This window comes from Kangiella spongicola, from assembly GCF_003194565.2.
Classification (GTDB): domain Bacteria; phylum Pseudomonadota; class Gammaproteobacteria; order Enterobacterales; family Kangiellaceae; genus Kangiella; species Kangiella spongicola.
The window spans coordinates 592996-615462 of record NZ_QICH01000001.1; the positions used below are offsets into that span (position 1 = coordinate 592996).

Sequence of the window (22467 nt, forward strand, 5' to 3'; positions counted from 1 at the left end):
GGGTTAAAAGTTAGCGAGCACTTGCTTAATTTTTTCTATGACGTCACTTACAGTGATTAATTCCATCGCTTGTCGATCATGAACTCGGGTTCGCCATGGCACCTGTTTAGGATCTTTCTTCAGCAAGGTTTCAACTGCTAACTCGAACTTATCAATGGTTAGGTCGCGGAACAAATAGGGCCCAGACAGACGACTGGGTGCCACTGCATAGAGTCCAATCACAGGTGTCGCCATTGCATTGGCGATATGAGCAGGCCCTGTATCCGGTGCAATGCAAAGGAGGGCATCATCCAAAGTAGCCGCCAACTGCTGCAAACTTGTTTTGCCCACTAAATTTATAACTTGTGTTGAACACTGGCTGCTAATTTCATGAGCCAGCTCTAGCTCAGAGTGAGCTGGCCCTCCAGTTAAGACAGTCGGCAAGTTATATTTATCAGCACAATACTCAATGACATCGACATACCTTTGCTCCGACCAGCTTCTTTCGAGTTTGCTAGCGGCAGGGTTAATTGCTATATAGCGCTGTGGGAGATTAAACTTTTTGTGGTCTTCGGATAGACTGATTCTCCAGTCCAGATCATCAGTGTCCACACCGAGTTTTTGTGCAAATTGGCAAAAGCTATCGTGCAAATGCTCATTCTTAAAGTCGATTGCCTCATTGGTAAAAATCCACTGTAGCTCTCTAGCACGCGTGTTATCGAAGCCTATTTTTCGCCTTGCTTTCACCATAGGGTAAATCAAGTTGGCACGAGTGCTGGCCTGCATTGCCAACAAAACATCGAAAGATTCACCAAGTTTGCGCTTAAGCGAACGATAATCGGTTAATGTTCTAGGCTTATCAATGGCAATAAACTTTAAACGGGGATGTGCCGAATTTTTGAGTAGCTGGTAAGCATCTTTTCCTATTAACCAAGTAAGCGTCGCCTCAGGCTTTTGTTCCAGAATTGCTCGAACCACTGGCAAAACGAGGGTGCAATCGCCAATAGCTGATAACCTTACCAGTAAAATATTCATCCACGGCTCCTGACAAACTGGTTAATGGTTTCTAGCGGAATGTATCGACCCGCTAGAATGCCGCGACGCAGGAACCAGAAAGAGGTTATCGCTCGCATACCAAGGAAGGCGATAAAGGCCCACCAGAGTCCATGATTGCCAAAATCTTTAGTTAAGAAATACAGCGGAATAAAACCCACAAATACAGCTAATATCATGGAGTTACGCATGGTTTTTATGGCCGATGCCCCGATGAAAATACCGTCCAACCAAAAGCCCCAAATAGCGACCAGTGGGATAATAATAATATAAATATGATAGGGCTCTGCTTGCTGTCTCACGGCTTCGATATCAGTGACCCAGCCGATAAAAGTTTCGGTAAACAATAAAAAGACTAAGCAGAAAAGGACACTTGTAACTATCGACCAAAAGCCGCCGACATTAACGCTGGCGCGGAAATCCTGCCACTTATTTCGCCCTAATGCGCGCCCCACTTGTGCCTCTACCGCATTGGCAAAGCCATCGAGTCCATTTGAAATAACTAATAAGAAGTTAAGTAGGACAGCGTTGACCGCCATCACTTCGTTGCCAAGCTCGGCTCCGCGCGCGTGTACGGTAAAAAACACTAACTCCAGTGATAGGGTTCTTAGCAACAGGTCGCCATTTAATCCGAGCAACCTACGAAGCTTTAACCATGCTAATTGTAACTTTTCAGTTATGGGGTGCTCGCTGAGCAATTTCTTTAGACAAATCGCTGCATAAATAAAACCGAGGATTTCAGATATAACGCTGGCAATGGCGACGCCATCAACGGTCATGCCTAGTCCTAAGACAAAAACCAAGTCTAAAACCACGTTACACAAGTTGATGATAAGCAACATCACAAAAGGAATACGGGCATTTTGCATGCCGATAAACCAGCCAATCATCACCGCATTCAAAAGTGTAAAGGGCAAGCCCCAAATACGGGTATTCCAATAGGTTAAGACGCCCTGCTCGACTTCGCTCGACCCATCGACCCACCACAAAATAGCATCAATAATCCAGGGATTAAATACTAAGGTGACCAGCGCCACCGATAAGGCGAGAATTGAAGACAGGTAGAGCCACTGGCGAATATCGTAATGATTACCGGCACCATAAGCCTGCGCCACTAGGCCGGTGGTAATCATTCGCAAAAAGCCCATGGTCCAGACGATAAAGGTAAACAAGGCCGCGCCAAGGCCAACGGCTGCTAAATGATAAGGCTCTGGCAAATGCCCCATAACCGCAGAATCGACAAGACCAACTAACGGTACCGTCATATTCGACAACAACATCGGCGCAGCGATACGCCAAGTACTTCTGTGTTGCTGCTTGTCGCCTAAATCATGCTTAATGTCGCGTAGCGACCATATGCTCACAATGTGCCCTTAACGGTTGTGACAAGGACTTTCAGTCTAGCGGCCAGCGGCGTGAATGTCGCCCGCCTGATCGCGCAAGATGTTGTAATCCTCGGAAACTGTTTTAACTAAATCTTTCTGCTGAGGCGTTTGATCAGGAGAAATATACGCATAGCGACGACCTAGTGGGTCGATAACGAACCAACGCGCGGTATGCTCAACCAAATAGTTGTCAGGGTCGTCGTGACCTGGAACCTTAAAGAAACTCACGCCAATCGATTTAGTGAGCTTACGAGTTTCCTCAAGCCCCGCGTTTACACCAATAAAGTCAGGGTTAAACGCAGGTACATACTTCGCAAGTTTGTCTAATGTGTCGCGCTCTGGGTCAACCGAAACCATAACCACCTGAGTATCTTTTAAGTACTCTGGCTCGATGTTCTTCATCATACCGTTGATATTGCTCAACGCCGTCGGGCAAACGTCGGGACAGGTCGTAAAGCCAAAAAAGACGATGCTCCACTTACCTAAAAAATCGGTTTCAGTGAAACTCTCACCCGTATGAGCTTTGCCTTCAAAGGCATCCACTGAGCGTGCCTGATCGAAGGTGCGGATAATTTCCATACGCTTTTCTGCGAACAGGATTTGATAACTCAAAACGCCCGCCACTAATGACAATAGCGCCACTAGAATGATAATTAAACGCGCAGAACCTAGTTGTTTTTTCATAATCAAACTCGCCTAAGAATCGGTTAAATGAATGGATCGACGTAATGATCAATCAATAGTACCGCAAACAATAGCGTCAGGTAGCCAATGGACACGCCAAAGGTTTTCATCGCTACGCCGTCTTTTTCGCGATATTTCAAAATAATGGTGTAATACAGGAACCACAAACCAAGCCCGACCGCACCAATCAAATAAATAATACCTGACATCTGTGTCAAATAAGGCAGCAAGGTCGATAAAATCAGTAAGATAGTGTACAAGACAATCGAGGTTTTGGTGAAGTCTTCACCGTGGGTCACGGGCAACATCGGAATTTCTGCTTTTGCATAATCCTCAATACGATGAATCGACAGAGCCCAGAAGTGTGGCGGAGTCCAAGTAAAGATGATTAAAACCAACAGCCATGCATGCGGATCCGCACTGCCTGTAACCGAAGTCCAGCCCAATAATGGTGGGATCGCCCCTGAAAGCCCGCCAATCACAATATTTTGTGGCGTTGCACGCTTTAAGAACATGGTATAAACAAAGGCATAACCGACTAGGCCACCAAGCGTTAGTACCGCTGTTAGTGGATTAACTAAAAACCACAACAACACCATAGCGATAATCGCTAAAGTCGCCGAGAAGATAATCGCCTTTCCTGAGCTTACGCGTCCTTGTGCCACCGGTCGTTGCTGAGTTCGAGCCATAAGCGTATCGATCTTCGCATCAACCACGTGGTTCACCACCGCAGCAGCACCCGAAGCAAAAGCAATACCAATAGTACCGAAGATCAGGGCATTAATAGGCGGCAACCAACTCTGGGTCACATCATTCGCTAAAAACATACCAACCACAGCGGTAAACACCAATAGATAGACCACTTTCGGTTTTGTCAGCTCATAATAGTCGCGCCATGTAATCGGACGCGGGTTTGGATAATTTAATTCAGCTGACATTCTTCCCCCTAAATTGCCAGTTGACGACAAAATTCACGGTGATGAGAGCCAATAGTAATATGGCACCACCACCATTGTGTGCCACCGCCACGTAAAGCGGTAAGCCAAATACGATGTTGCTTATTCCCAGTAACATTTGCGCTATTAATATCAATAACACAGCACGTCCTATATGGCGCAACAAAACGCTATCGCGCTCACGAATAAGCAATATTGCGAGCAGGCCTACCAGTAAAAACACAAGGTAAGCGCCGATTCTGTGGGTCACATGGATCGCGACTTTAGCGCTATGATCAAGTACGCCACCTTCATAGTTAATAAAAGATTGCCCTCGTGCATGAGCGAGATCTGCCTGCATTTTTTCCAGCTCGTGAAGCTTAAACTCATCAAAATCGAAGCCTTTTTGCCATAAATCAAAAGCGCCTGCAAAGTCAGCATTATCGGTCCAGCCGCTATTACAGAATGGCAATTCGGTACATGCGGTAGCTGCATAGTTTGATGCAGTCCAACCACCCAGTGCAATCTGAGCAATCACCAAAACCAAACCAACCATGGCAAACTTTTTGAATTTTTTAGCCACCACTTGCGACAATGACACTATCTTCGGACGTAGCTGCAACACATAAAGGAATAGCAAGCTGAGTATTGAAAAGCCACCAAGTAAATGCGCCATAACGATAAAAGGATGAACTTTTAATGTTACCGTCCACATGCCCAGCAGGCCTTGGAAAATAACCAATGGCAATAAAATAGAGGGTAATAAAACCGGAATGCTGGGGTCTTTGCGTCGCCCCACCAGAGTGCCGATAAATAGAATCACGATGACCAAGCCAATGCCTGAAGCAAAGTAACGGTGAATCATTTCTGGCCAAGCTTTTTCGGCTTCAAACTTCTGATTATATTTTAATTCTGCGGCATTAATGAATTCCGCATCGCTTGGCACTGTGTAATGACCATAACAACCTGGCCAATCAGGACACCCCAGTCCTGCGTCACTCAAGCGTGTCCATGCGCCTAATAGAATTACGCATAGGGCTAAGAAGCAGCCAAATATCGCCAAACGGCGTAATGTTCTTTTTTGCATTGCTCTCCCGCTTACTCTATTTTTTATTATTAAGGGCTATGTACTCGTTTTTACCCCACCACTTTCGCTTAATTATTGATTTGCTTCTTGATGCTATTGGCTCTAAAAGCTTAAAGCCCGGTAACCTTGATTGCCTTACGCACATCATCACGCAAACCTTTACTGCTAGCAATCGCCTCATCTTGATTATTGACTGGCTCATACTGCATAAAGACATTGCCGTGGGGGTCCATAAGATAGACCTTACCACGCTCAAGGCTAGTGTCCTTACCTTCGGCACTACCTTTAGCGAGAATGATTTTTTCCGCATTCTCGACTTTATCTTCATAACTAACGTCACTTGGAAAAACCACCAAACGCTTTAATTTATCAGCATTTTTGCCTAAAGCCAGATGATTTCGCGTAAGCCACTTCACCGTAAGGTCGCAAGTTTCCAGACACTCGTTTGATTGAGGCAGATAAATCCACCACCACAAAGTCTCAAAATCACGAAAGTGTAACTTCTCACCGTCTGCGTTGGCCCATTCAAACTGCTCAAAATGCGGATAAGGAGCTTCTAGTAAGGTGCCATGATTCTGTGTCGCAACTTTAAACCACCCCATGTAGTGGGCGACATAGGCTAAGATAACTGGCGCTGCGAAGAGTAACACTAACCCCGATACTACCTTTCGATTTTGCGCTCGTTGCTTTGGATCAACTGCTTGTTGACTCATTATTCTTTACTCGCTTCAAGTTCAGTATGATAAATAATAGGACCAAGGCCAAAGCCATGGCAAACCATTGAATTGCATAGGCGATATGTTTTTCTGGTGGGCTCGCTATCAACTCCCACTGACGCACAAACTCACTGTTATCATCCGCTTTTAAGCGAATGATAAATGGGGCGCTATCATACCCCATCTGCTTCACTTTTTCTGCCAATGTTTGAAAATCGAACTGCCCGATAAGCCAAACACCTTCAAACTGTTGCCACTCAGCATTATTCGCCACAACTGGATTATGCCCTTTTGAATAATACAAGCTGCCTTCGACTGTGTTACCTTCAAACGCAGGAATCTGTGGCACTTTTTGGTAAAAATCTTTGCGTGGTAACCAACCCCGACTAATGATGATGGGCTTATCAACGTTCTTCGCTTGCCATAGACCATAAACTTCATAGCCAAGGCGACCGTTTTTGGTTTGATTGTCGGTAACTAAAGTAATGTTAGGAATGAGTCGTCCTTCACTCGTCACAGGCATCATGTCAGGCTTTTCCTGTTTCAGCGCCTTCGCTAATGGTATGGCTTGGGCTTGTGACTGCTGTTTTAAATCGCTAATTAATTGGTGCTTCTCATCCGCACGGTCGAGCTGCCAGACTCCTAAGCGCAATAATACTGGAAGCAATAGCAGGAACCCAAGCGTCGGCACTATGCTCGGCGAAAAGACTCGCCCGCCTAGCTTCAACTGGAATAATGGTTTTTGCCAAATTTTCTGTTTTTTAGAGGGTTTGGGCAAAGCACTTCCTTCGTAATTTGTTCGCTAAACGGCTGGGCTCCTAAGATTCACTTTCACTCACCATCTTTTCTCGTATAATGAATCCCACAAAGATTCTAATCGCCGTCGAGCATTGTATGTGGATTAAAGTTGTCGTAATTATATTAATACTGGCTATATTATTCAGCCTTTTCCGTGGACTGTTCTTTTTAACAAAAGGCGGCGAAGAAAACAGTAAAAAACTTCTAAAAAGTTTAACTTGGCGTCTCGGCCTCAGTGCCTTGTTGTTCATAGCAGTTTTATTGTTGCATTACTTTGAGGTGATTAATCTACGCCAAACAGTGCTCCCTGTCGACCAAACACAACAAGAAACCCGCACAGATAAGTTAGATCATGAGCAACAACAACAGCCGTAAGAATATAGCAACAAACGACCCAAAGTACTGCCAGCATTGCGGGCAAAAAAACTTTCGCCCGCACCGTAGCGTCAAGGAGCTGGTGTTCGAGTTTGTCGAAAACTGGTTCGGATATGACTCAAAAGCCTTCAAAACCGCACGCGCACTGTGCAGACCTGCAGCCCTGACACTCGATTACTTTCGCAATTCACACCACCATAATCATTATGTAACGCCGATACGGCTCTATATCTTTCTATCGATTATTTTCTTTTTACTAACTAAATTTGGTGGTTTTAACGTTGCCAAAATTGATTTCGAAGAACACACGGGTAATCAAGCCGAGCAACAAGTGCAGCAAGCGGTTACGCAAAGTCCAGTGATTGATGAAGAAGTTAAGCAAAAAATTGCCGAAGGTGACGCCGAACCAACCGATATTCTAGATAAAGATTTATCAAAGGCTGAGACCAGTGACGACTTTGCTAATATGTGCCAAGACCCTGACAGCATGTTCGAGCTGTCCATATCATGGCTTGATAGCTATGTCGACAAAAGGGCCCAATCACTCTGTGAAAGTTACAATAATATCAATTACTTACCTAAAGAAAAACAAGTAAAAGCCAAGGTCTTGTTTGTACTAACTATCGTCCAAAGTGCTATAGAGTCTTTACCCCAAACCTTTTTGTTCACCACGCCCTTATTAGCGCTAGTACTCTTTTTACTCTACCTCAGAAGTCAGCACCTTTATGTCGAGCATTTGGTGCTACTGATCCATTCGCATTGCTTTATATTTGCAGCAATTCTGACTTATCTCGGGTGGCATCAAATCGTTGGTGTCATTCCCTGGCTAGGGTATGTGCCTTTGGGATGGCTTTTGTTGCTGTGGGTCTTCACCTATTTATTTGTCTCGATGAAGCGCTTTTACCGTCAAAGTTACAAGATGACAATTTTGAAATTTGTTGTGTTTAGTATGGTCTATATGGTGGTATTTGGGCTTATAACATTTTTCGCCATTATGGCAGCCCTAATGTCGCTTTAAGCTAAACGAAAGAGCAAGTTTAAGCTTGCTCGTAACCCTGCATCAGCAAATCCCAGTCTGGGCTGCGCCAATGAAACTGAGGGTGTTTACGGCTTTCCTTCATTAAAGAACGTTTAAGACGACTTAGGTTTCCTTCTAAGAGAGACGCATTCGGCTCCACAAAGCGTCCTTTATCAAAATCGATGAGCCACATTTTCCCTGAATCGCTCAGCAAGATATTATGAATATTGAGATCCGAATGATAGACACCTTTATTATGAAACTCTTTGATTAATGCTCCTACACCAAGCCACTCATCGTCAGTAAGCGCTCGCTTACGTAGAATATGAAAAAGATCTTCAGAGTCACTGATTAAGCGAATAATGATAGAAGCTTGGTAAACTAGCCCTTTTTTATGAACCAACATCGCGACTGGCGGTGGAACCGGCAAACCAAGATTATGCATCTTCTCTAGCATGGCCTGTTCGCAGTAGGCGCGCGTCTTGCGGATCCCTAAGTAGAAATAGCTATCTTCGACCCATTTTGATAATAGGCCGCCTCGAAAGTATTGTCTTAATACAAAACCTTCACCTGCTTTTTCAAAAAAATACGTGGTGCTGCGTCCTACAGATTGACCTATAACTTCTTTATTATGTTTTAATCTTTCCGGGTCAAACCAATCCTTTGTGATCCTGTCACGGTACTCTTTGATAGCTACCAGGTAATGGTTGTTATCAATCTGCTGAATTTTCACTCAAACTCAATCAATGACGCGGTTGGTTTAGCGGATACTATACCGCAAAATCTCTGTGATCCCTAGAATCTCTTGTCCTATAAGCTTCTGCCATTTCAATAGATTGATTTTTTGTGTAGATCTAAAGCACTAACTTTATTTTATCCACGACGGTGATAACATACCCTTAGTAACAATGAACCCTTGGACACAACATTGCCTACACCACCAGTCAACACACCAAATTCTATTTGCGTTTTACGCTTGTCAGCGATAGGCGATGTTTGTCATGCGGTCTCGACGGTTCAAGCCATTCAAAGAACTTACCCTAAAGCTAAAATCACTTGGGTTATTGGTAAAGTTGAAGAAAAGTTGATTGGCGATTTGCCAGGAATAGAGTTTGTTGTTTTTGATAAAAGCCTAGGTTGGAAAGCGTATCGTCAGCTAAGACAGTCCATGAAAAATCGTCGCTTTGATGTGTTACTTCACATGCAACTGGCTTTTCGTGCAAACTTGGCGGCCTTTTTTATACCCGCTAAAACTAAAATAGGCTTCGCTAAAAGCCGTAGTAAAGAGTTGCACTCCTTATTCGTTAATCAACACATTAGCGATAGTCGTGGCTTCCATGTGCTTGATGGCTTTCGTGATTTTGCTCGCGCTATTGGCGTTGATGAAGGTTTGCCTGAGTGGGATATTCCGATTCCACACGAAGCAAAGGCTTGGGCAACCAATTTTCTGCCGAAAGAACCTTTTGTGGTGATATCTCCGGCAGCCAGTAAAGCAGAACGAAACTGGGCGACTGAGCGTTACGCTGCTATTTCAGACTATTGCCACGAGCTTGGCTATCAAGTATTACTGACCGGCGGGCCAACTTCTTTTGAGAAGCATCTGTGCGCCGATATTTCAAAGGCATCACGCGCCTATACTATTAATTTGGCAGGCCAAACCGATCTCAAGCAATTGCTACTGACGTTGCAAAAAGCCCAGCTCGTAATCGCGCCTGATTCTGGGCCAGCCCACATGGCGGTTACACAGAACACCCCCGTCATTGGACTTTATGCTCACAGCAATCCAAATCGCACGGGGCCCTACCTCTATCAAAGGTTTACCGCGGACGCATACACGGCACTTGCCTGCAAGGAGCTTGGCGTGGAGCGCCAGCAGATCCCGTGGGGTTACCGCCTAAAGGGCGACAACCTGATGTCTGCGATTAGTGTTGAACAAGTCAAATCACTTATCGATCAGGCCATCGACTTTTACGGGCTAGAGCAACCAGCAGCCGAGCAGTCAAATCCTGAGTAGTTTATAGAGCGGCGTATAACACCATGCCAATTAACAGGATCCCAATAACCGCTTTACAGACATCAAGGAAAATTCCTTCTACGTCATATTCGTGGTCAAGTTCAGTACCTAATTCGCTTTTGTTTTTCATAACGTCATCCCCTACTGATGATTACATTTACTGAAGATGTAGCCTAGTTCCTTCAGTCCATGAATCCATCAAACACTATTTTTAGTGAAGGGGGTGTTTATAAATGTAAATAGCTGTGTCGGTTGCTTACATTTGAGAAAAGATTCAACCACTTAGCCTAAAACCCTTTCAAAATATGTCAAAACACAAAGTTTTAGGTATTTATCTAAGGGTTAAAAACTTGTTTTTAGGGTGATACTGACATCAAAGCCACTTAGGTAGTCTGAATTTAGGGGCGTGGCAAAATCAACGTTGATCACTTTACGTCCACTGGAGCGTGCTATGAATAGTCTCAAGCCGACACCAGCGCTAGCGAGCACTCCATCTTCTTGATTAGGATAAGGCGTATTTCCGCTAACCTGCCCCACATCCACAAAGGCAGCATAACCGACGTTGAGGAGCTTGAACCAAGTGGTACCGGGATAAAATCTGCGCTCTAGATTGAGCAAATAGCTGTTTTCACCATGCTGATACTCTAAAGGATACCCTCTAAGCCCAGACTCCCCTCCTAGCGAAATTGGTCGGTCGATATAGGGATTATCGGCACCACGGTAATGAAATCTTGTGTACCAAATGTGCTCTGGACGAGAATGATAGAAATGCTCAACACCTGCGCTGTAATAAGAAGTACGCCCCAAATAGTTTCCGAGAGTATCTCTACTTTTACCTTCTGCGCTCAAGTTCGCGAATAGGTGCACTAAATGTTTATCGTTAGGTTTAGAAACGTAGCGCCCTTTCCAAAACCCTACGGCACCTTTTTCTTTGCCCAGCTCAGAAGTGTTATAACCAAGCTTTAATCGCTGATACCAGCCAAGTTGGACGTCTTCCCTACGCCCGATCAAATACAAGTTTCGTGTTTCAATAAATTTATCTTGCTGATACTCAAGTCCTGCCCAAAAATACTCAAGTCCACGGTCATAGGGCAATACTTGGGTGCTGGTTAAAGGATCGAAATAGTTCTCTTCATGGCTGTAGCCAAATAAGTAACGTAAGGAATGATCACCTCGTAAACCATGCGATATACCGTAACTAAAATCATACTCATCCACTTCCTGTTCGAAGATATTGACCGCCTCGTCATTACTATAAATGGTATCTCTCAGGCGCTGTGAATTGTAAAAAACACCAGCCGTCCACTTGTCTTCTAAGGTGTAGAAAGGCTTGCGTACAGAAAGAGAGTATTGTTCGCCATCGGAATTGTTAGATAAGGCAACCGCCGCTTGAATGTGATGCTCGGTGGAAACATCCGAGGCCATAATAAAGGTATAACCGGAGCGGTCGTCTTCTTTAAAATATTCTAAGGTTGCTCGAATACCATGACCGAGTAAGTTGTCATCCTCAATGCCATAAGCATACTCAGTAACACCACCTTCACGGCTAATATCGACGGTAGGAACCAGTGTCCAGGTTTCCCAAGTCTCAACAGTGACATCAATGCCCTCACCATTGCTTGTAGGTTTCCAACTCACCTTAGCATCACGTAAAAATCCTTGTCGCCTTAAAATCCGCCCCGCTTCTTTCAATAAGCGTTTATTGACGGTTTCCCCTTTCTTAAAAGGTAGTAAGCGTTCAATCACATAAGGTTTGGTATCAATATGGAGCTCATCGGCAGTTTCATAGATCCAGCCAGTCCGTTCTTCTTCACTGAAAATAGGGTGAATCACGACTTTAATATCGTTAATACGATAACTGCTTTTCTTAGCTGCCTCAGCCACTGATAAACTAAGCGCTAATAGCAACAGTCCTATAATACGTCCCATACATTCCTTATCGTTGTTATCACACCACTAAAAATTATCGAACATTATTATGAATAGTCGATGCCAAGTGCAAATCATAGCCTACCTTTTACAACCCAGTTCACACAAGCATACAGCTTTAAATTTAACTTTTTATAACAATGAATCAGTCAGAAGCAACAAAGTAATATGGAGTCACCATCACCTCTGACCACGAAGCTTATGATAAAAAACAGTTGCAGTACCAGAACACTGTGGTAGGCTTTCAGCATTAGTGAGGGCATTTCCCTCGAGATAAACTCAATCAGAATTTATACATGATAAAACAAGCCCTAAATACATTTTCAATTAACCCAACATCAATTATTGCTGTTGTGATTATTATTGTGGACATTTTAATTCCGCAACGAGGGCGCGTGTGAGTTTATAAATTTAAAAAATACCGAAGCCCTCGAACTGAAAAGTCCGGGGGCTTTTTTTTGGCTTCATGAATATTAATTCGAACTTAACTTAAGGAGATAAAAGCAAACTGACAATTAAAAAAGTATGGCAAAGCAAGACCTAATACGAAGCAGCGCCAAGACTATGTTTATATAGCTTTTTTACTTATGAATATTTTAACCAGCATTATTATCGTCTTCATTATTGTGGTGATTATTTTACCGCAAGGGGGACGCTATTGAGCTAGAAAAATATACCAATACTCAAGCCCCCGCACTGAAAAGTCCGGGGGCTTTTTTTTATCTAATTCAAACAACTATTTAGGAGCAATTATGCAAGTACAATACGACAGCAGCATCAATACCGAGGTCTTAAAGGATAAAAAGATCGTGGTCATAGGCTATGGTTCACAAGGCTACGCTCACTCTAACAACCTGAAGGACAGTGGCTTCGACGTTAAGGTTGCGCTACGAAAAGGGTCGAAAACTTTTAGCAAGCTCGAACACAGTAATTTACCCAGCGCAGAGCTCGAAGAAGCAGTAAAAGACGCTGACTTAGTGATGCTACTGCTTCCAGATGAAAACCAACCCGACGTTTATCGTCAGTATCTAGAGCCACACCTAAAACCTGGCGCCAGTTTAGGTTTCGCCCATGGGTTCAATATTCATTTTAATCAAATCAAACCGCGTGAAGATCTTAATGTTTTTATGGTTGCGCCAAAGGGACCGGGACATACCGTACGCTCAACCTATACCGAAGGCAGTGGTGTGCCTTGTTTAGTGGCGGTTCACCAAGACGTCACTGGCGATACTAAAGAGCTCGCTTACGCTTACGCTAGTGCCATCGGTGGTGGCCGTGCTGGAGTCATAGAAACGAGCTTCAAGGAAGAAACCGAAACCGACTTGTTTGGTGAGCAAGCGGTACTTTGTGGAGGCGTTACAGCACTAGTTCAGGCAGGCTTCGAGACGCTCACGGAAGCTGGATACTCCCCAGAAATGGCCTACTTCGAATGCTTACACGAACTAAAACTGATCGTTGACTTGATGTATGAAGGCGGCATCAACACCATGCGCTACTCCATTTCGAATACCGCAGAGTATGGCGATTTAACTCGTGGAAACCGCTTAATCACAGATGATACCAAGCAAGCCATGAAGAGTATTTTGTCAGAAATACAAAGTGGCCAGTTCGCTAAAGAGTATGTCGATGATTGCCGTAACAATTACCAAAAACTGCACCAGCTTCGTGACTCTCATTCAAAGCATCAAATCGAAACCGTTGGTGAAAAACTTCGTGACATGATGCCTTGGATAAAGAAGAAACCGCTGGTTGATCAAGCCATAAATTAATAAGGGTGGAATTATGCGTGGTGCAGATTATTTAGTGAAAACCTTAAAAGACCATAAGGTCGAAACGGTTTTTGGCTACCCAGGCGGTGCCATTATGCCGGTTTATGACGCTCTATACGAAAGTGGCCTTCGCCATATACTTTGTCGACACGAGCAAGGTGCCGTGTTCGCAGCAGATGGCTACGCCCGCTCTAGTGGTCAACTCGGGGTATGCATTGCAACATCAGGGCCGGGAGCGACTAACCTCATTACCGGTATTGCAAATGCTCAGTTGGATTCGGTGCCCTTGCTGGCTATCACTGGGCAAGTTGCCTCAAACTTTATTGGTACTGATGCATTTCAAGAAATTGATACCTATGGTTTATCGCTGTCTGTTGTTAAGCACAGTTACTTGGTGACCAACATCGAGGATTTACCGCGAATGTTGAACGAAGCAATTTCTTTGGCGCAAAGTGGTCGCCCAGGGCCTGTTTTAATCGACATCGCTAAGGATGTACAAATGGCGGAAATGCCGGCTACAACTTTAGCTTATTGTGAAAAGTCTTCGCCTCATCAAGACGATCAACAAGTCCTAGTTCCGCCATCTGAGGTTATCAGCAAAGCAGCGAGCCTTTTAGCTTCGAGTCAAAAACCATTAGTTTATGCTGGTGGCGGTGTTGGCATTGCACAGGCTTCGGAGTTATTAAAAACACTGGTTGATACATTTAAATTACCCACAGTAACGACGCTAAAAGGCATCGGCTCTATCGAGGGTTCTCATCCCTATAACCTCGGTATGTTAGGTATGCACGGCACTAAATCCGCCAACCTTGCCGTTCAAGAATGTGACCTATTGCTGGTGGTCGGTGCGCGGCTGGATGATCGCGCCACTGGTGACTTAAAGCAGTTTGCTCCCTATGCCAAAGTCATTCATATCGACTGCGACCAAGCAGAAGTCAGTAAGCTGCGGCTTGCAGACGTCAGTTTAGTTGGCGAAATGAAGGAGATATTGAGTGCTATCATTGAGACCGTTTCAGGCAGCTTCGTTCATCAAACAGCTCATCAGTGGCGCCATTCATGTCTAACCAACAAAGAGCAACTGGGCTTTCGTTACGATGCGCCCTTTAGCACTATTTATGCCCCACTGTTACTACAAAAGCTATCACAACGCTTTCAGCAACAGCCCGCCATTGTCGCCTGTGACGTTGGCCAACATCAAATGTGGGTTGCACAGCATATGCAGTTCGACTCATGCCAGCACCACCTGAGTAGTGGGGGTCTTGGTACTATGGGTTATGGCCTGCCAGCAGCGTTAGGCGCGAAGCTTGCCAACCCTGAGCTTACCGTGATCAATGTGTCAGGCGATGGTTCTATCATGATGAACATTCAAGAACTGGCCACTTTAAAGCGCTATAACATCCCCGTAAAAATATTGTTACTCGACAACCAACGGCTCGGCATGGTTCGCCAGTGGCAACAGTTATTTTTTGAAAACCGTTACAGCGAAACGGATCTTTCTGACAACCCTGACTTCACCGAGCTGGCTCATGCCTTCGGCATCCAAAGCAAAAGTATTCATCTAGCCGCACAAGTAGATGATGCGCTGGACGATTTCCTCAGCTCAGAGCAAAGCTTCCTTCTGCACGTGGCGATTGATCCCGATGAAAACGTCTGGCCACTCGTCCCCCCCTGGCAAAAGCAATGCCGACTTTCTCGATGAACAGTCGGCTAACTGCGATACATCTTCAACACAATCGAGTAAGGACTTCCGATGAATACCAATACCTATAAAGTAGTAACTCGGCATGCTAGTGGGACTCTTGAGAGGGTTTTACGTTTAGTGCGCCACCGTGGCTTCGAGGTTAATTACTGCTTTGCCCAAGGCAGTGAAGCGACCAACCACGTAGAAAAAAATATGGAAATCATATTGCAGCTAAGCAGTGACCGCTCTGCCGATAACCTCTACCACCAACTACACAAGCTAGTCGATGTTATTGAAGTTCGTCATTATAACGCGGCGAGCATAAGGAGCAGCCTAAGCCATGAATAAGAAACTATTCTTGTATGACACCACATTACGCGATGGCGCTCAATACAAAGGCATTAGCTTTTCTTTACAAGATAAGCTCAAAATCACCAAGCTGTTGGATGACTTTGGTATGGATTATATCGAAGGTGGTTGGCCCGGTTCTAACCCAAAGGACGAAGCCTATTTTAAGCACGCTCAATACTTAGGGTTAAAGCATTCTAAATTGGTTGCGTTTGGTGCGACACGAAAACCCAATACAGCGACTGGTAAAGATCCACAGCTGGCCTCTTTGTTGAATGCACAAACACCTGTCGTCGCTTTAGTCAGTAAGTTTTGGCAGTACCATGTTAAAACTGTTCTGCGCACTGAGACTTCTGAAAACCTCAAAATGATTTATGACAGTGTCGACTTTTTTAAGTCACGGGGGCGTGAAGTTATCCTAGATGCTGAGCATTTTTTCGATGGCTTTAAGGATAATTCAGACTACAGTTTTCAGTGTCTTAAGGCGGCTATCAAAGCTGGCGTCGACAATGTCACTTTATGTGACACCAACGGCGGCACTATGCCGGATGAGATCGCTACGATTGTCGCGCAAGTAAAAAGTAAATACCCACAACTGAGCCTTGGCATTCACTGTCACAATGATTGTGAACTCGCCGTAGCAAACAGCTTGGCTTCTGTGAATGCCGGCGTGACTTTATTGCAGGGCACAGTCAATGGATATGGTGAGCGCTGTGGTAATGCAAATTTAATATCATTACTCGGAAGCTTATTGCTAAAGCCTAGCTTTAATCAAAACTTTTCATTAAACCCTAAGATTCAAGCATCACAACTTACGACATTATCCCAAAAAGTCGCCAACGTGGCCAATATGCCACTTAAAAATGATGCGGCTTATGTGGGCAACCATGCTTTCAGCCATAAAGGTGGCATCCATGTCGCCGCTATCGCAAAGGCAAGCCAGACTTATGAGCATATTGACCCCGCCCTAGTTGGGAATCAACGTGACATTAGTATTTCTGAGCTCTCCGGAAAATCAAACGTGCTCCTGCAAGCCGAAAAACTGGGGCTCGATGTATCGCAAAACTTTAGCCAAGTATTAAGCAGTATCAAGTCGCTTGAACAAAACGGCTTAACCTTAGAAAACGCTGAAGGTTCCTTTGAAATGTTAGTTCGCAAGCATGAGGAAGGTTTTGCTCCTCTATTCACTGTGGAGAATATTCAAATCACGGTGACTAACCTCAAACGATCATCAGAACTAGACACTGAGCTGTGTACTGCCAGCGTAAAACTCAGCGTAAAAAACAAAACGACTCATATGGTCGAAGAGGCGACTGGACCAGTTGACGCACTCAATCGCGCGCTCAAGAAAGCACTGAGCAACTTTTTCCCTCAAGTCGAACAGATGTTGTTAACGGATTATAAAGTATCAATTTTAGATCCAGAAAATGCTTCGGCAGCAACGACTCGTGTTTGGCTTCAGTCCGGCTATGGCGATGAGCGCTGGGCAACGATTGGTTGCTCAGACAATATTCTAAAAGCCAGCACACAAGCTCTTATCGACAGCTATCAATTGTTTTTAATTAAATTTCAAAATAATGGAATGACAAGTGCTTCTGACACTGACTCACAACACATTAACTTAGACACCAATAATTCTCACCAAGAGGTACAAAACAATGGCAACCTTTAATCCCCCTGAAAATATCTGGTTCAATGGCGAACTAATGCCTTGGCAAAATGCCCAGGTGCATGTACTTACCCATGCACTACATTATGGCTCGTCCGTATTCGAGGGTATTCGCTGCTACCAGACCCATAACGGCCCTTCATTTTTTAGACTTAGAGAACACATAGAACGTTTATATTTGTCAGCGAAAATCTATCGTATGCAAATCCCCTACTCTTTTAATGAGCTAGTAAGCGCTTGTCATGAAGTGGTCAAAAGTAATCTATTGGAGAATGCCTATTTACGACCCGTGGCTTTTTTTGGTTATGGTTCGATTGGCGTCAATCCTAAACATAATCCCGTGGAAGTTTCAGTGGCTGCATTCCCTTGGGATTCGTATTTGGGCAATGATTCGATCGAGCAAGGTGTTGATGTGTGTATTTCTTCGTGGAATCGAGTGGCGCCAAACACTATCCCAGCAGCGGCAAAAGCCGGCGGTAACTATTTGTCTTCGCAGTTGATCGTTGAAGAAGCTACTCGCAAAGGCTATATCGAGGGGATTGCGCTTGACGTTAATGGCTACATCTCTGAAGGCTCAGGCGAGAATGTTTTTGTGGTAAAAAATAATACCCTATACACACCGCCTTTTACCGCTTCGATTTTACCGGGCATTACTCGAGATACCATTATGCAACTCGCGCGTGGTTTAGGCTACGACGTTCAGGAACAAAACATGACACGCGAAGCCTTGTATCTAGCCGATGAAGCCTTTATGACGGGCACTGCGGCCGAAGTGGTGCCGATTAAAAGTGTTGATGATATGCCTGTAGGTTCAGGCTCGCGCGGCCCAGTTACGCAGCAATTACAAGAAGCATTTTTTGGATTATTTAATGGCACAACACAGGACGAGCAAGGGTGGTTAGAGCCGGTTACTACAGTTAAGGATAAAGAGTATGCCTAATTACCGTTCTAAAACATCCACTCATGGTCGAAACATGGCGGGGGCACGTGCTTTGTGGCGCGCGACCGGTGTTAAAGATGGTGATTTTGGCAAACCCATTATCGCCGTTTGTAATTCTTTTACCCAGTTTGTACCCGGTCATGTACACCTTAAAGACATGGGGCAACTTGTCGCTCGAGAGATTGAAAAGTCTGGTGGTATCGCTAAAGAATTTAATACCATTGCAGTAGACGATGGTATTGCCATGGGCCATCAGGGCATGCTTTATTCGTTACCATCGCGTGAAATTATCGCCGACTCTGTTGAGTATATGGCTAACGCACACTGTGCCGACGCTTTAGTTTGCATTTCTAACTGCGACAAAATCACGCCTGGGATGTTACTCGCTTCTATGCGCCTTAATATCCCTGTAATTTTTGTCTCAGGCGGCCCGATGGAAGCTGGCAAGACCAAGCTTTCCGATCAGCTCATTAAGCTTGATTTAGTGGATGCAATGGTAGCTGCTGCGGATGACAATGTTTCTGAAGAAGACAGCAACAATATCGAGCGTAGCGCCTGCCCTACCTGTGGCTCATGCTCGGGTATGTTTACTGCTAACTCCATGAACTGCTTAACCGAAGCTCTTGGGCTAGCCTTGCCAGGTAATGGCACTCTACTGGCCACTCATAAGTTTCGTGAAAGTTTTTTTTTACAAGCGGGCCAACACATTGTCGATCTTTGCAAACGTTACTATGAGCAAGATGACGAGTCGGTTCTGCCTCGCAATATTGCTAATCGCAGCTCTTTTTTGAATGCTATGTCTTTAGATATTGCCATGGGCGGCTCCACCAATACAGTGCTCCATCTTTTGGCTGCAGCTTACGAAGGCGAGATTGACTTCACGATGAAGGACATTGATGCTCTCTCTCGACAGGTTCCAAACCTGAGTAAAATCGCGCCAGCGACAAAAGAATACCACATGGAAGATGTCCACCGCGCAGGCGGCGTAATGGCGATTCTAGGAGAGCTTAAACGTGCAAACCTTTTGGATCTCAATCAACCAACGGTTCTTAGTAAGCCCATAGGTAAAGTCATTGCTGAGTGGGATATCACCACCACTAGCAACCCGCATGTTAAAGAGTTTTATCGCGCCGGCCCAGCAGGCATTCCCACCCAGCAAGCCTTTAGTCAAAGTTGCTTATACGATGATTTAGATCTCGACCGTGAGCATGGTTGTATACGCAGTGTTAAAAATGCTTACAGTCCAGATGGAGGGCTGGCTGTTCTCTATGGCAACCTTGCCAAAAACGGTAGCATCATTAAAACGGCAGCCGTTCCTTCTAAGCTAATGACCTTCACTGGCCCAGCTCGCGTCTTCGAGTGCCAAGACAGCGCCGTCAAAGCCATTCTCAACGACGAGATTTGTAGGGGTGATGTGGTTGTAATCCGCTACGAAGGTCCTGCTGGCGGTCCCGGTATGCAGGAAATGCTCTATCCAACCAGCTATCTAAAATCTAAAGGTCTTGATCAATGTTGTGCATTAATCACTGATGGTCGCTTTTCTGGAGGAACCTCTGGTTTATCAATTGGGCATGTATCACCCGAGGCCGCGAATGAAGGTGTGATTGGTTTAGTAGAAGATGGGGATACTATCGCTATCGATATTCCGAATAGATTCTTAAGCCTTAATGTTAGTGATTCCCTGTTAGAACAGCGACGCCTGCGTCGTGAAGTTGTAGGATGGCATCCTGAACACCGTCAACGAAAAGTCTCTACTTCTTTAAAAATCTATGCAAAACATGCTCTGAGTGCTGACAAAGGTGCTGTTAGGGTGGTTTGATATTTTATGTAAGTTTTTTATTTTGACAAAGCTCTATGGGCTGATAGCAACGTCTTACTGTCAGCCCATATTCCTGCTAGAAAAAAATCAATTATCCGAATACTGCATATCCAACTACAGCTAGAAGTAGTATGACAATTAAAGCGCGACAAAGGTCGAGAAAGATACCTTCCGCATCATGCTCCGCACGTTCTTTTTTTGGGGCTATTATACTTTTCATACGCAAATCCTCTTTTGCTAAGCAATGAAAAAGTCAACGATTACTCTGCTGGCTCACCTAACGAAAGACTATTATACAAGACTAAAAACACGTCTCACAGCAGTCCCTCTCTATAATGAGACACACCATTTATATTCCAAAAATATATTACTATTTCTTTCCCTTCCTGCTGTTTTATGTAAAAAAAATAAACAATCCATCCTTCGTTAAAGCTGTCATATTATTTAACATTTATCCTTGTTGACGTTTTATTTTTATACAATTCAAAGGTTTGTATTCACACTCTAACTCAAACATTTACCTATTCAACAAGTCAGATTTGCATACGTTGACACAAACAAAATCTTCAATTAGCATGAATTTTATACAAAGGATTTTTGTTGTTAACCCAGAGCAAATACAAGGAGTATGGTATGTCTGGATCAAAAGAGGCCGTCGAACTGGCCACCCACCTACCGGAAATTGGTTTTCCGGAATTCACCACCAAGCTCGTTAGTGATGTTTTCGACTCACTCATTGCATCAAACCTTCGACAAACAGAAGCTTACGTTGAACTTTTAAAGCAAACGAGCAAAAACCTCAAAACCTTCATTAACGATACCCGCGATGATATTAGTGGAGAAATGTTATTACAGTTCCTTGGCAGAGTGCTAGGCGCAGACAGTGATAACAACAACCCTGACCTAAAGATAGGTGATTCTTTAACCGCTCAACAAGCAAGTTCACTGAACGATGCATTAGAAGTAAAGGATGCGGATATAGCTTCAGACAATAAAGTCGCAGCTGCCGGTAATGTCACCGAGAATAAGTTTCAAAGCATTCTTGATGCTGTCGCAAACCGCTTGGCCGCCGATAAATATACCCTGCTTAAAGAAATGGTTAAGCAAGGATTACTGCGACTGGTTGTTGAAAACGGTGAAATAGAAACTCGTCTGACTTTTAACACTTATGGTTCATCCTATTACCAAAACCGAACTACCGATTATCAAAGGAAAGACTTTAACTTTAGAGCTAAAGCAAAAACCGGAGGCTTACTTTCTGGTTGGGTCAAGGCATCTGCTTCAACCGCTTACAACAGCGTCAAGATTTCGACAGCCACTAAAACTGATGTCGATCGCTCGAGTAGCAGTGTCCAAATATACGGTCGTGTTTTTATTAATTTCAAAACTGACTATTTACCCTTAGATCAAAATGAAGGTTAGTTAAATGTCTAATGATAATTTAACTCCTATTGATATGGGTTTCGCCGAGTTTGTGGCGAAGCTCATTTCAGAGGTCTTCGATGCGGTAGTGACCTCACAAGCGGAGCAACAAGAAAAATTTAATGAGCTACAAGATCTCATGGCCTTACCGCACGAATCTTTTATCGATCACCTATTACAACAAGATTCTTTTATTCAACAAGTAGATGAACTTTTAGCGGAGCACTTCCCCGCGAATAATGATGAGCAGCTACATGCTATCTACTCAGGTGCTCCTTACCAACCAGCATCTGGCAATACACCCGAGTCTCCAGCAGTGTTTGACAGGCTCGGTATTAAAATGACTAAGTCCGACTTTCATGGTAAGAGTAAAACTCTGTCTGATTCTGGGGTATTAAAGATTTATCGCAAAGCGGCCGAACCCTATGCCGTCCAAAAGCGCAACATCATTATCAAGCTTATCGAACAAGGCCTCTCAAACATTGTAGTCGATAGTGGCAAAATAAACGCCAAGCTAACCTTTAGTACTAATATTGCCAATGGCACCTCTGCTGAAGAAGAGTCTGATACCCAAGCAAATAAATCGAAAAGTTCAGAAGAAACTATTCATAAGGCTTCTAAAGCCAAGCTACACGCAGCCACCATTTCTAATCTAGCCTTAACTAACAAACTAGATCCAATCCAACCGGTAAATCGTTTTGTTGGCATCCTAAAGCCCAATATCAATAAACAAGTGCGATTAACGGTTAAGCCTGCGAGCAACAAGTCACCTCAAGATGTAGAAACAAAAGCTAACATCTTTAGCGAAGTTGAGCTTCATTTTAAAACTATACGTTAGTGCTTGAG

22 protein-coding genes are annotated in these 22467 nt (G+C 44.2%); 11 read left to right on the forward strand and 11 right to left on the reverse strand.

What is annotated here, in order from left to right; genetic code table 11:
* Positions 1-3 precede the first annotated feature (3 nt).
* From DL796_RS02585 to DL796_RS02615, 7 genes are all read right to left on the reverse strand, one after another.
* Positions 4-1014, reverse strand: a complete 1011-nt coding sequence (locus tag DL796_RS02585) for a glycosyltransferase family 9 protein (protein ID WP_110199689.1) — start codon at positions 1012-1014, stop codon at positions 4-6.
* Complete coding sequence (locus DL796_RS02590; RefSeq protein ID WP_227592941.1) at positions 1011-2396, reverse strand: MATE family efflux transporter; 1386 nt, start codon at positions 2394-2396, stop codon at positions 1011-1013. Before DL796_RS02590 ends, DL796_RS02585 begins: the two co-directional genes overlap by 4 nt.
* 36 nt (positions 2397-2432) lie before the next feature.
* Positions 2433-3101 (reverse strand): SCO family protein, encoded by a 669-nt coding sequence (locus DL796_RS02595; protein WP_110199691.1) that lies wholly within the window; start codon positions 3099-3101, stop codon positions 2433-2435.
* Positions 3102-3124: 23 nt separating this feature from the next.
* Positions 3125-4039, reverse strand: a complete 915-nt coding sequence (cyoE, locus tag DL796_RS02600; RefSeq protein ID WP_110199693.1) for a heme o synthase — start codon at positions 4037-4039, stop codon at positions 3125-3127.
* The gene (locus DL796_RS02605) at positions 4029-5123 is read right to left on the reverse strand and encodes a COX15/CtaA family protein (RefSeq protein ID WP_110199695.1); all 1095 of its coding nucleotides are present in this window, start codon (positions 5121-5123) and stop codon (positions 4029-4031) included. The genes cyoE and DL796_RS02605 overlap by 11 nt, the downstream gene beginning before the upstream one ends.
* Before the next feature lie 110 nt (positions 5124-5233).
* Positions 5234-5836: a hypothetical protein gene (locus DL796_RS02610; RefSeq protein WP_110199697.1), complete on the reverse strand. Its 603-nt coding sequence runs from the start codon at positions 5834-5836 to the stop codon at positions 5234-5236.
* On the reverse strand, positions 5817-6617 hold the full coding sequence (locus DL796_RS02615; RefSeq protein WP_227592942.1) for an SURF1 family protein: 801 nt from the start codon (positions 6615-6617) through the stop codon (positions 5817-5819). Before DL796_RS02615 ends, DL796_RS02610 begins: the two co-directional genes overlap by 20 nt.
* A gap of 116 nt (positions 6618-6733) precedes the next feature.
* Here DL796_RS02615 and DL796_RS02620 point away from each other — a divergent pair, with 116 nt between their 5' ends.
* Together DL796_RS02620 and DL796_RS02625 are read left to right on the forward strand one after the other, a co-directional pair.
* Positions 6734-7012: a twin transmembrane helix small protein gene (locus DL796_RS02620; RefSeq protein ID WP_110199699.1), complete on the forward strand. Its 279-nt coding sequence runs from the start codon at positions 6734-6736 to the stop codon at positions 7010-7012.
* Positions 6990-8030, forward strand: coding sequence for a DUF3667 domain-containing protein (locus tag DL796_RS02625; RefSeq protein WP_110199701.1), 1041 nt, complete (start codon positions 6990-6992; stop codon positions 8028-8030). Before DL796_RS02620 ends, DL796_RS02625 begins: the two co-directional genes overlap by 23 nt.
* A gap of 19 nt (positions 8031-8049) precedes the next feature.
* On the opposite strand, the gene DL796_RS02630 is transcribed toward DL796_RS02625, so the two are convergent.
* Positions 8050-8763, reverse strand: coding sequence for a 3-deoxy-D-manno-octulosonic acid kinase (locus DL796_RS02630; RefSeq protein WP_110199703.1), 714 nt, complete (start codon positions 8761-8763; stop codon positions 8050-8052).
* A 195-nt stretch (positions 8764-8958) separates the two neighbouring features.
* Between DL796_RS02630 and DL796_RS02635 the strand changes: the two genes are divergently transcribed.
* A complete protein-coding gene (locus DL796_RS02635; RefSeq protein ID WP_110199705.1) occupies positions 8959-10044 on the forward strand; it encodes a glycosyltransferase family 9 protein in 1086 nt (361 codons plus the stop codon).
* Between the two features lies 1 nt (position 10045).
* On the opposite strand, the gene DL796_RS11745 is transcribed toward DL796_RS02635, so the two are convergent.
* Complete coding sequence (locus DL796_RS11745) at positions 10046-10174, reverse strand: hypothetical protein (protein ID WP_265090341.1); 129 nt, start codon at positions 10172-10174, stop codon at positions 10046-10048.
* A 212-nt stretch (positions 10175-10386) separates the two neighbouring features.
* Positions 10387-11973: a BamA/TamA family outer membrane protein gene (locus DL796_RS02640; protein WP_227592944.1), complete on the reverse strand. Its 1587-nt coding sequence runs from the start codon at positions 11971-11973 to the stop codon at positions 10387-10389.
* Between the two features lie 752 nt (positions 11974-12725).
* On the opposite strand from DL796_RS02640, the gene ilvC reads away from it, so the two are divergent.
* From ilvC to ilvD, 6 genes are read left to right on the forward strand one after another with little or no spacing between them, the layout of a single operon-like run.
* Positions 12726-13742: a ketol-acid reductoisomerase gene (gene ilvC, locus DL796_RS02645; protein ID WP_110199707.1), complete on the forward strand. Its 1017-nt coding sequence runs from the start codon at positions 12726-12728 to the stop codon at positions 13740-13742.
* Positions 13743-13755: 13 nt separating this feature from the next.
* Positions 13756-15441: an acetolactate synthase 2 catalytic subunit gene (ilvG, locus tag DL796_RS02650; protein ID WP_110199709.1), complete on the forward strand. Its 1686-nt coding sequence runs from the start codon at positions 13756-13758 to the stop codon at positions 15439-15441.
* A 51-nt stretch (positions 15442-15492) separates the two neighbouring features.
* Positions 15493-15771, forward strand: coding sequence for an ACT domain-containing protein (locus DL796_RS02655; RefSeq protein WP_110199711.1), 279 nt, complete (start codon positions 15493-15495; stop codon positions 15769-15771).
* Positions 15764-17443, forward strand: coding sequence for a citramalate synthase (cimA, locus tag DL796_RS02660; protein ID WP_110199713.1), 1680 nt, complete (start codon positions 15764-15766; stop codon positions 17441-17443). The genes DL796_RS02655 and cimA overlap by 8 nt, the downstream gene beginning before the upstream one ends.
* The gene (locus DL796_RS02665; protein ID WP_110199715.1) at positions 17430-18380 is read left to right on the forward strand and encodes a branched-chain amino acid transaminase; all 951 of its coding nucleotides are present in this window, start codon (positions 17430-17432) and stop codon (positions 18378-18380) included. The genes cimA and DL796_RS02665 overlap by 14 nt, the downstream gene beginning before the upstream one ends.
* Positions 18373-20199: a dihydroxy-acid dehydratase gene (gene ilvD, locus DL796_RS02670; protein WP_110199717.1), complete on the forward strand. Its 1827-nt coding sequence runs from the start codon at positions 18373-18375 to the stop codon at positions 20197-20199. The genes DL796_RS02665 and ilvD overlap by 8 nt, the downstream gene beginning before the upstream one ends.
* Before the next feature lie 91 nt (positions 20200-20290).
* Here the strand turns inward: ilvD and DL796_RS11750 are convergent, their stop codons facing one another.
* Positions 20291-20419 (reverse strand): hypothetical protein, encoded by a 129-nt coding sequence (locus DL796_RS11750; protein WP_265090342.1) that lies wholly within the window; start codon positions 20417-20419, stop codon positions 20291-20293.
* A gap of 413 nt (positions 20420-20832) precedes the next feature.
* Between DL796_RS11750 and DL796_RS02675 the strand changes: the two genes are divergently transcribed.
* Both DL796_RS02675 and DL796_RS02680 read left to right on the forward strand, forming a co-directional pair.
* Complete coding sequence (locus tag DL796_RS02675; protein WP_110199719.1) at positions 20833-21621, forward strand: hypothetical protein; 789 nt, start codon at positions 20833-20835, stop codon at positions 21619-21621.
* Positions 21622-21625: 4 nt separating this feature from the next.
* A complete protein-coding gene (locus DL796_RS02680; protein WP_110199721.1) occupies positions 21626-22459 on the forward strand; it encodes a hypothetical protein in 834 nt (277 codons plus the stop codon).
* Positions 22460-22467 lie beyond the last annotated feature (8 nt).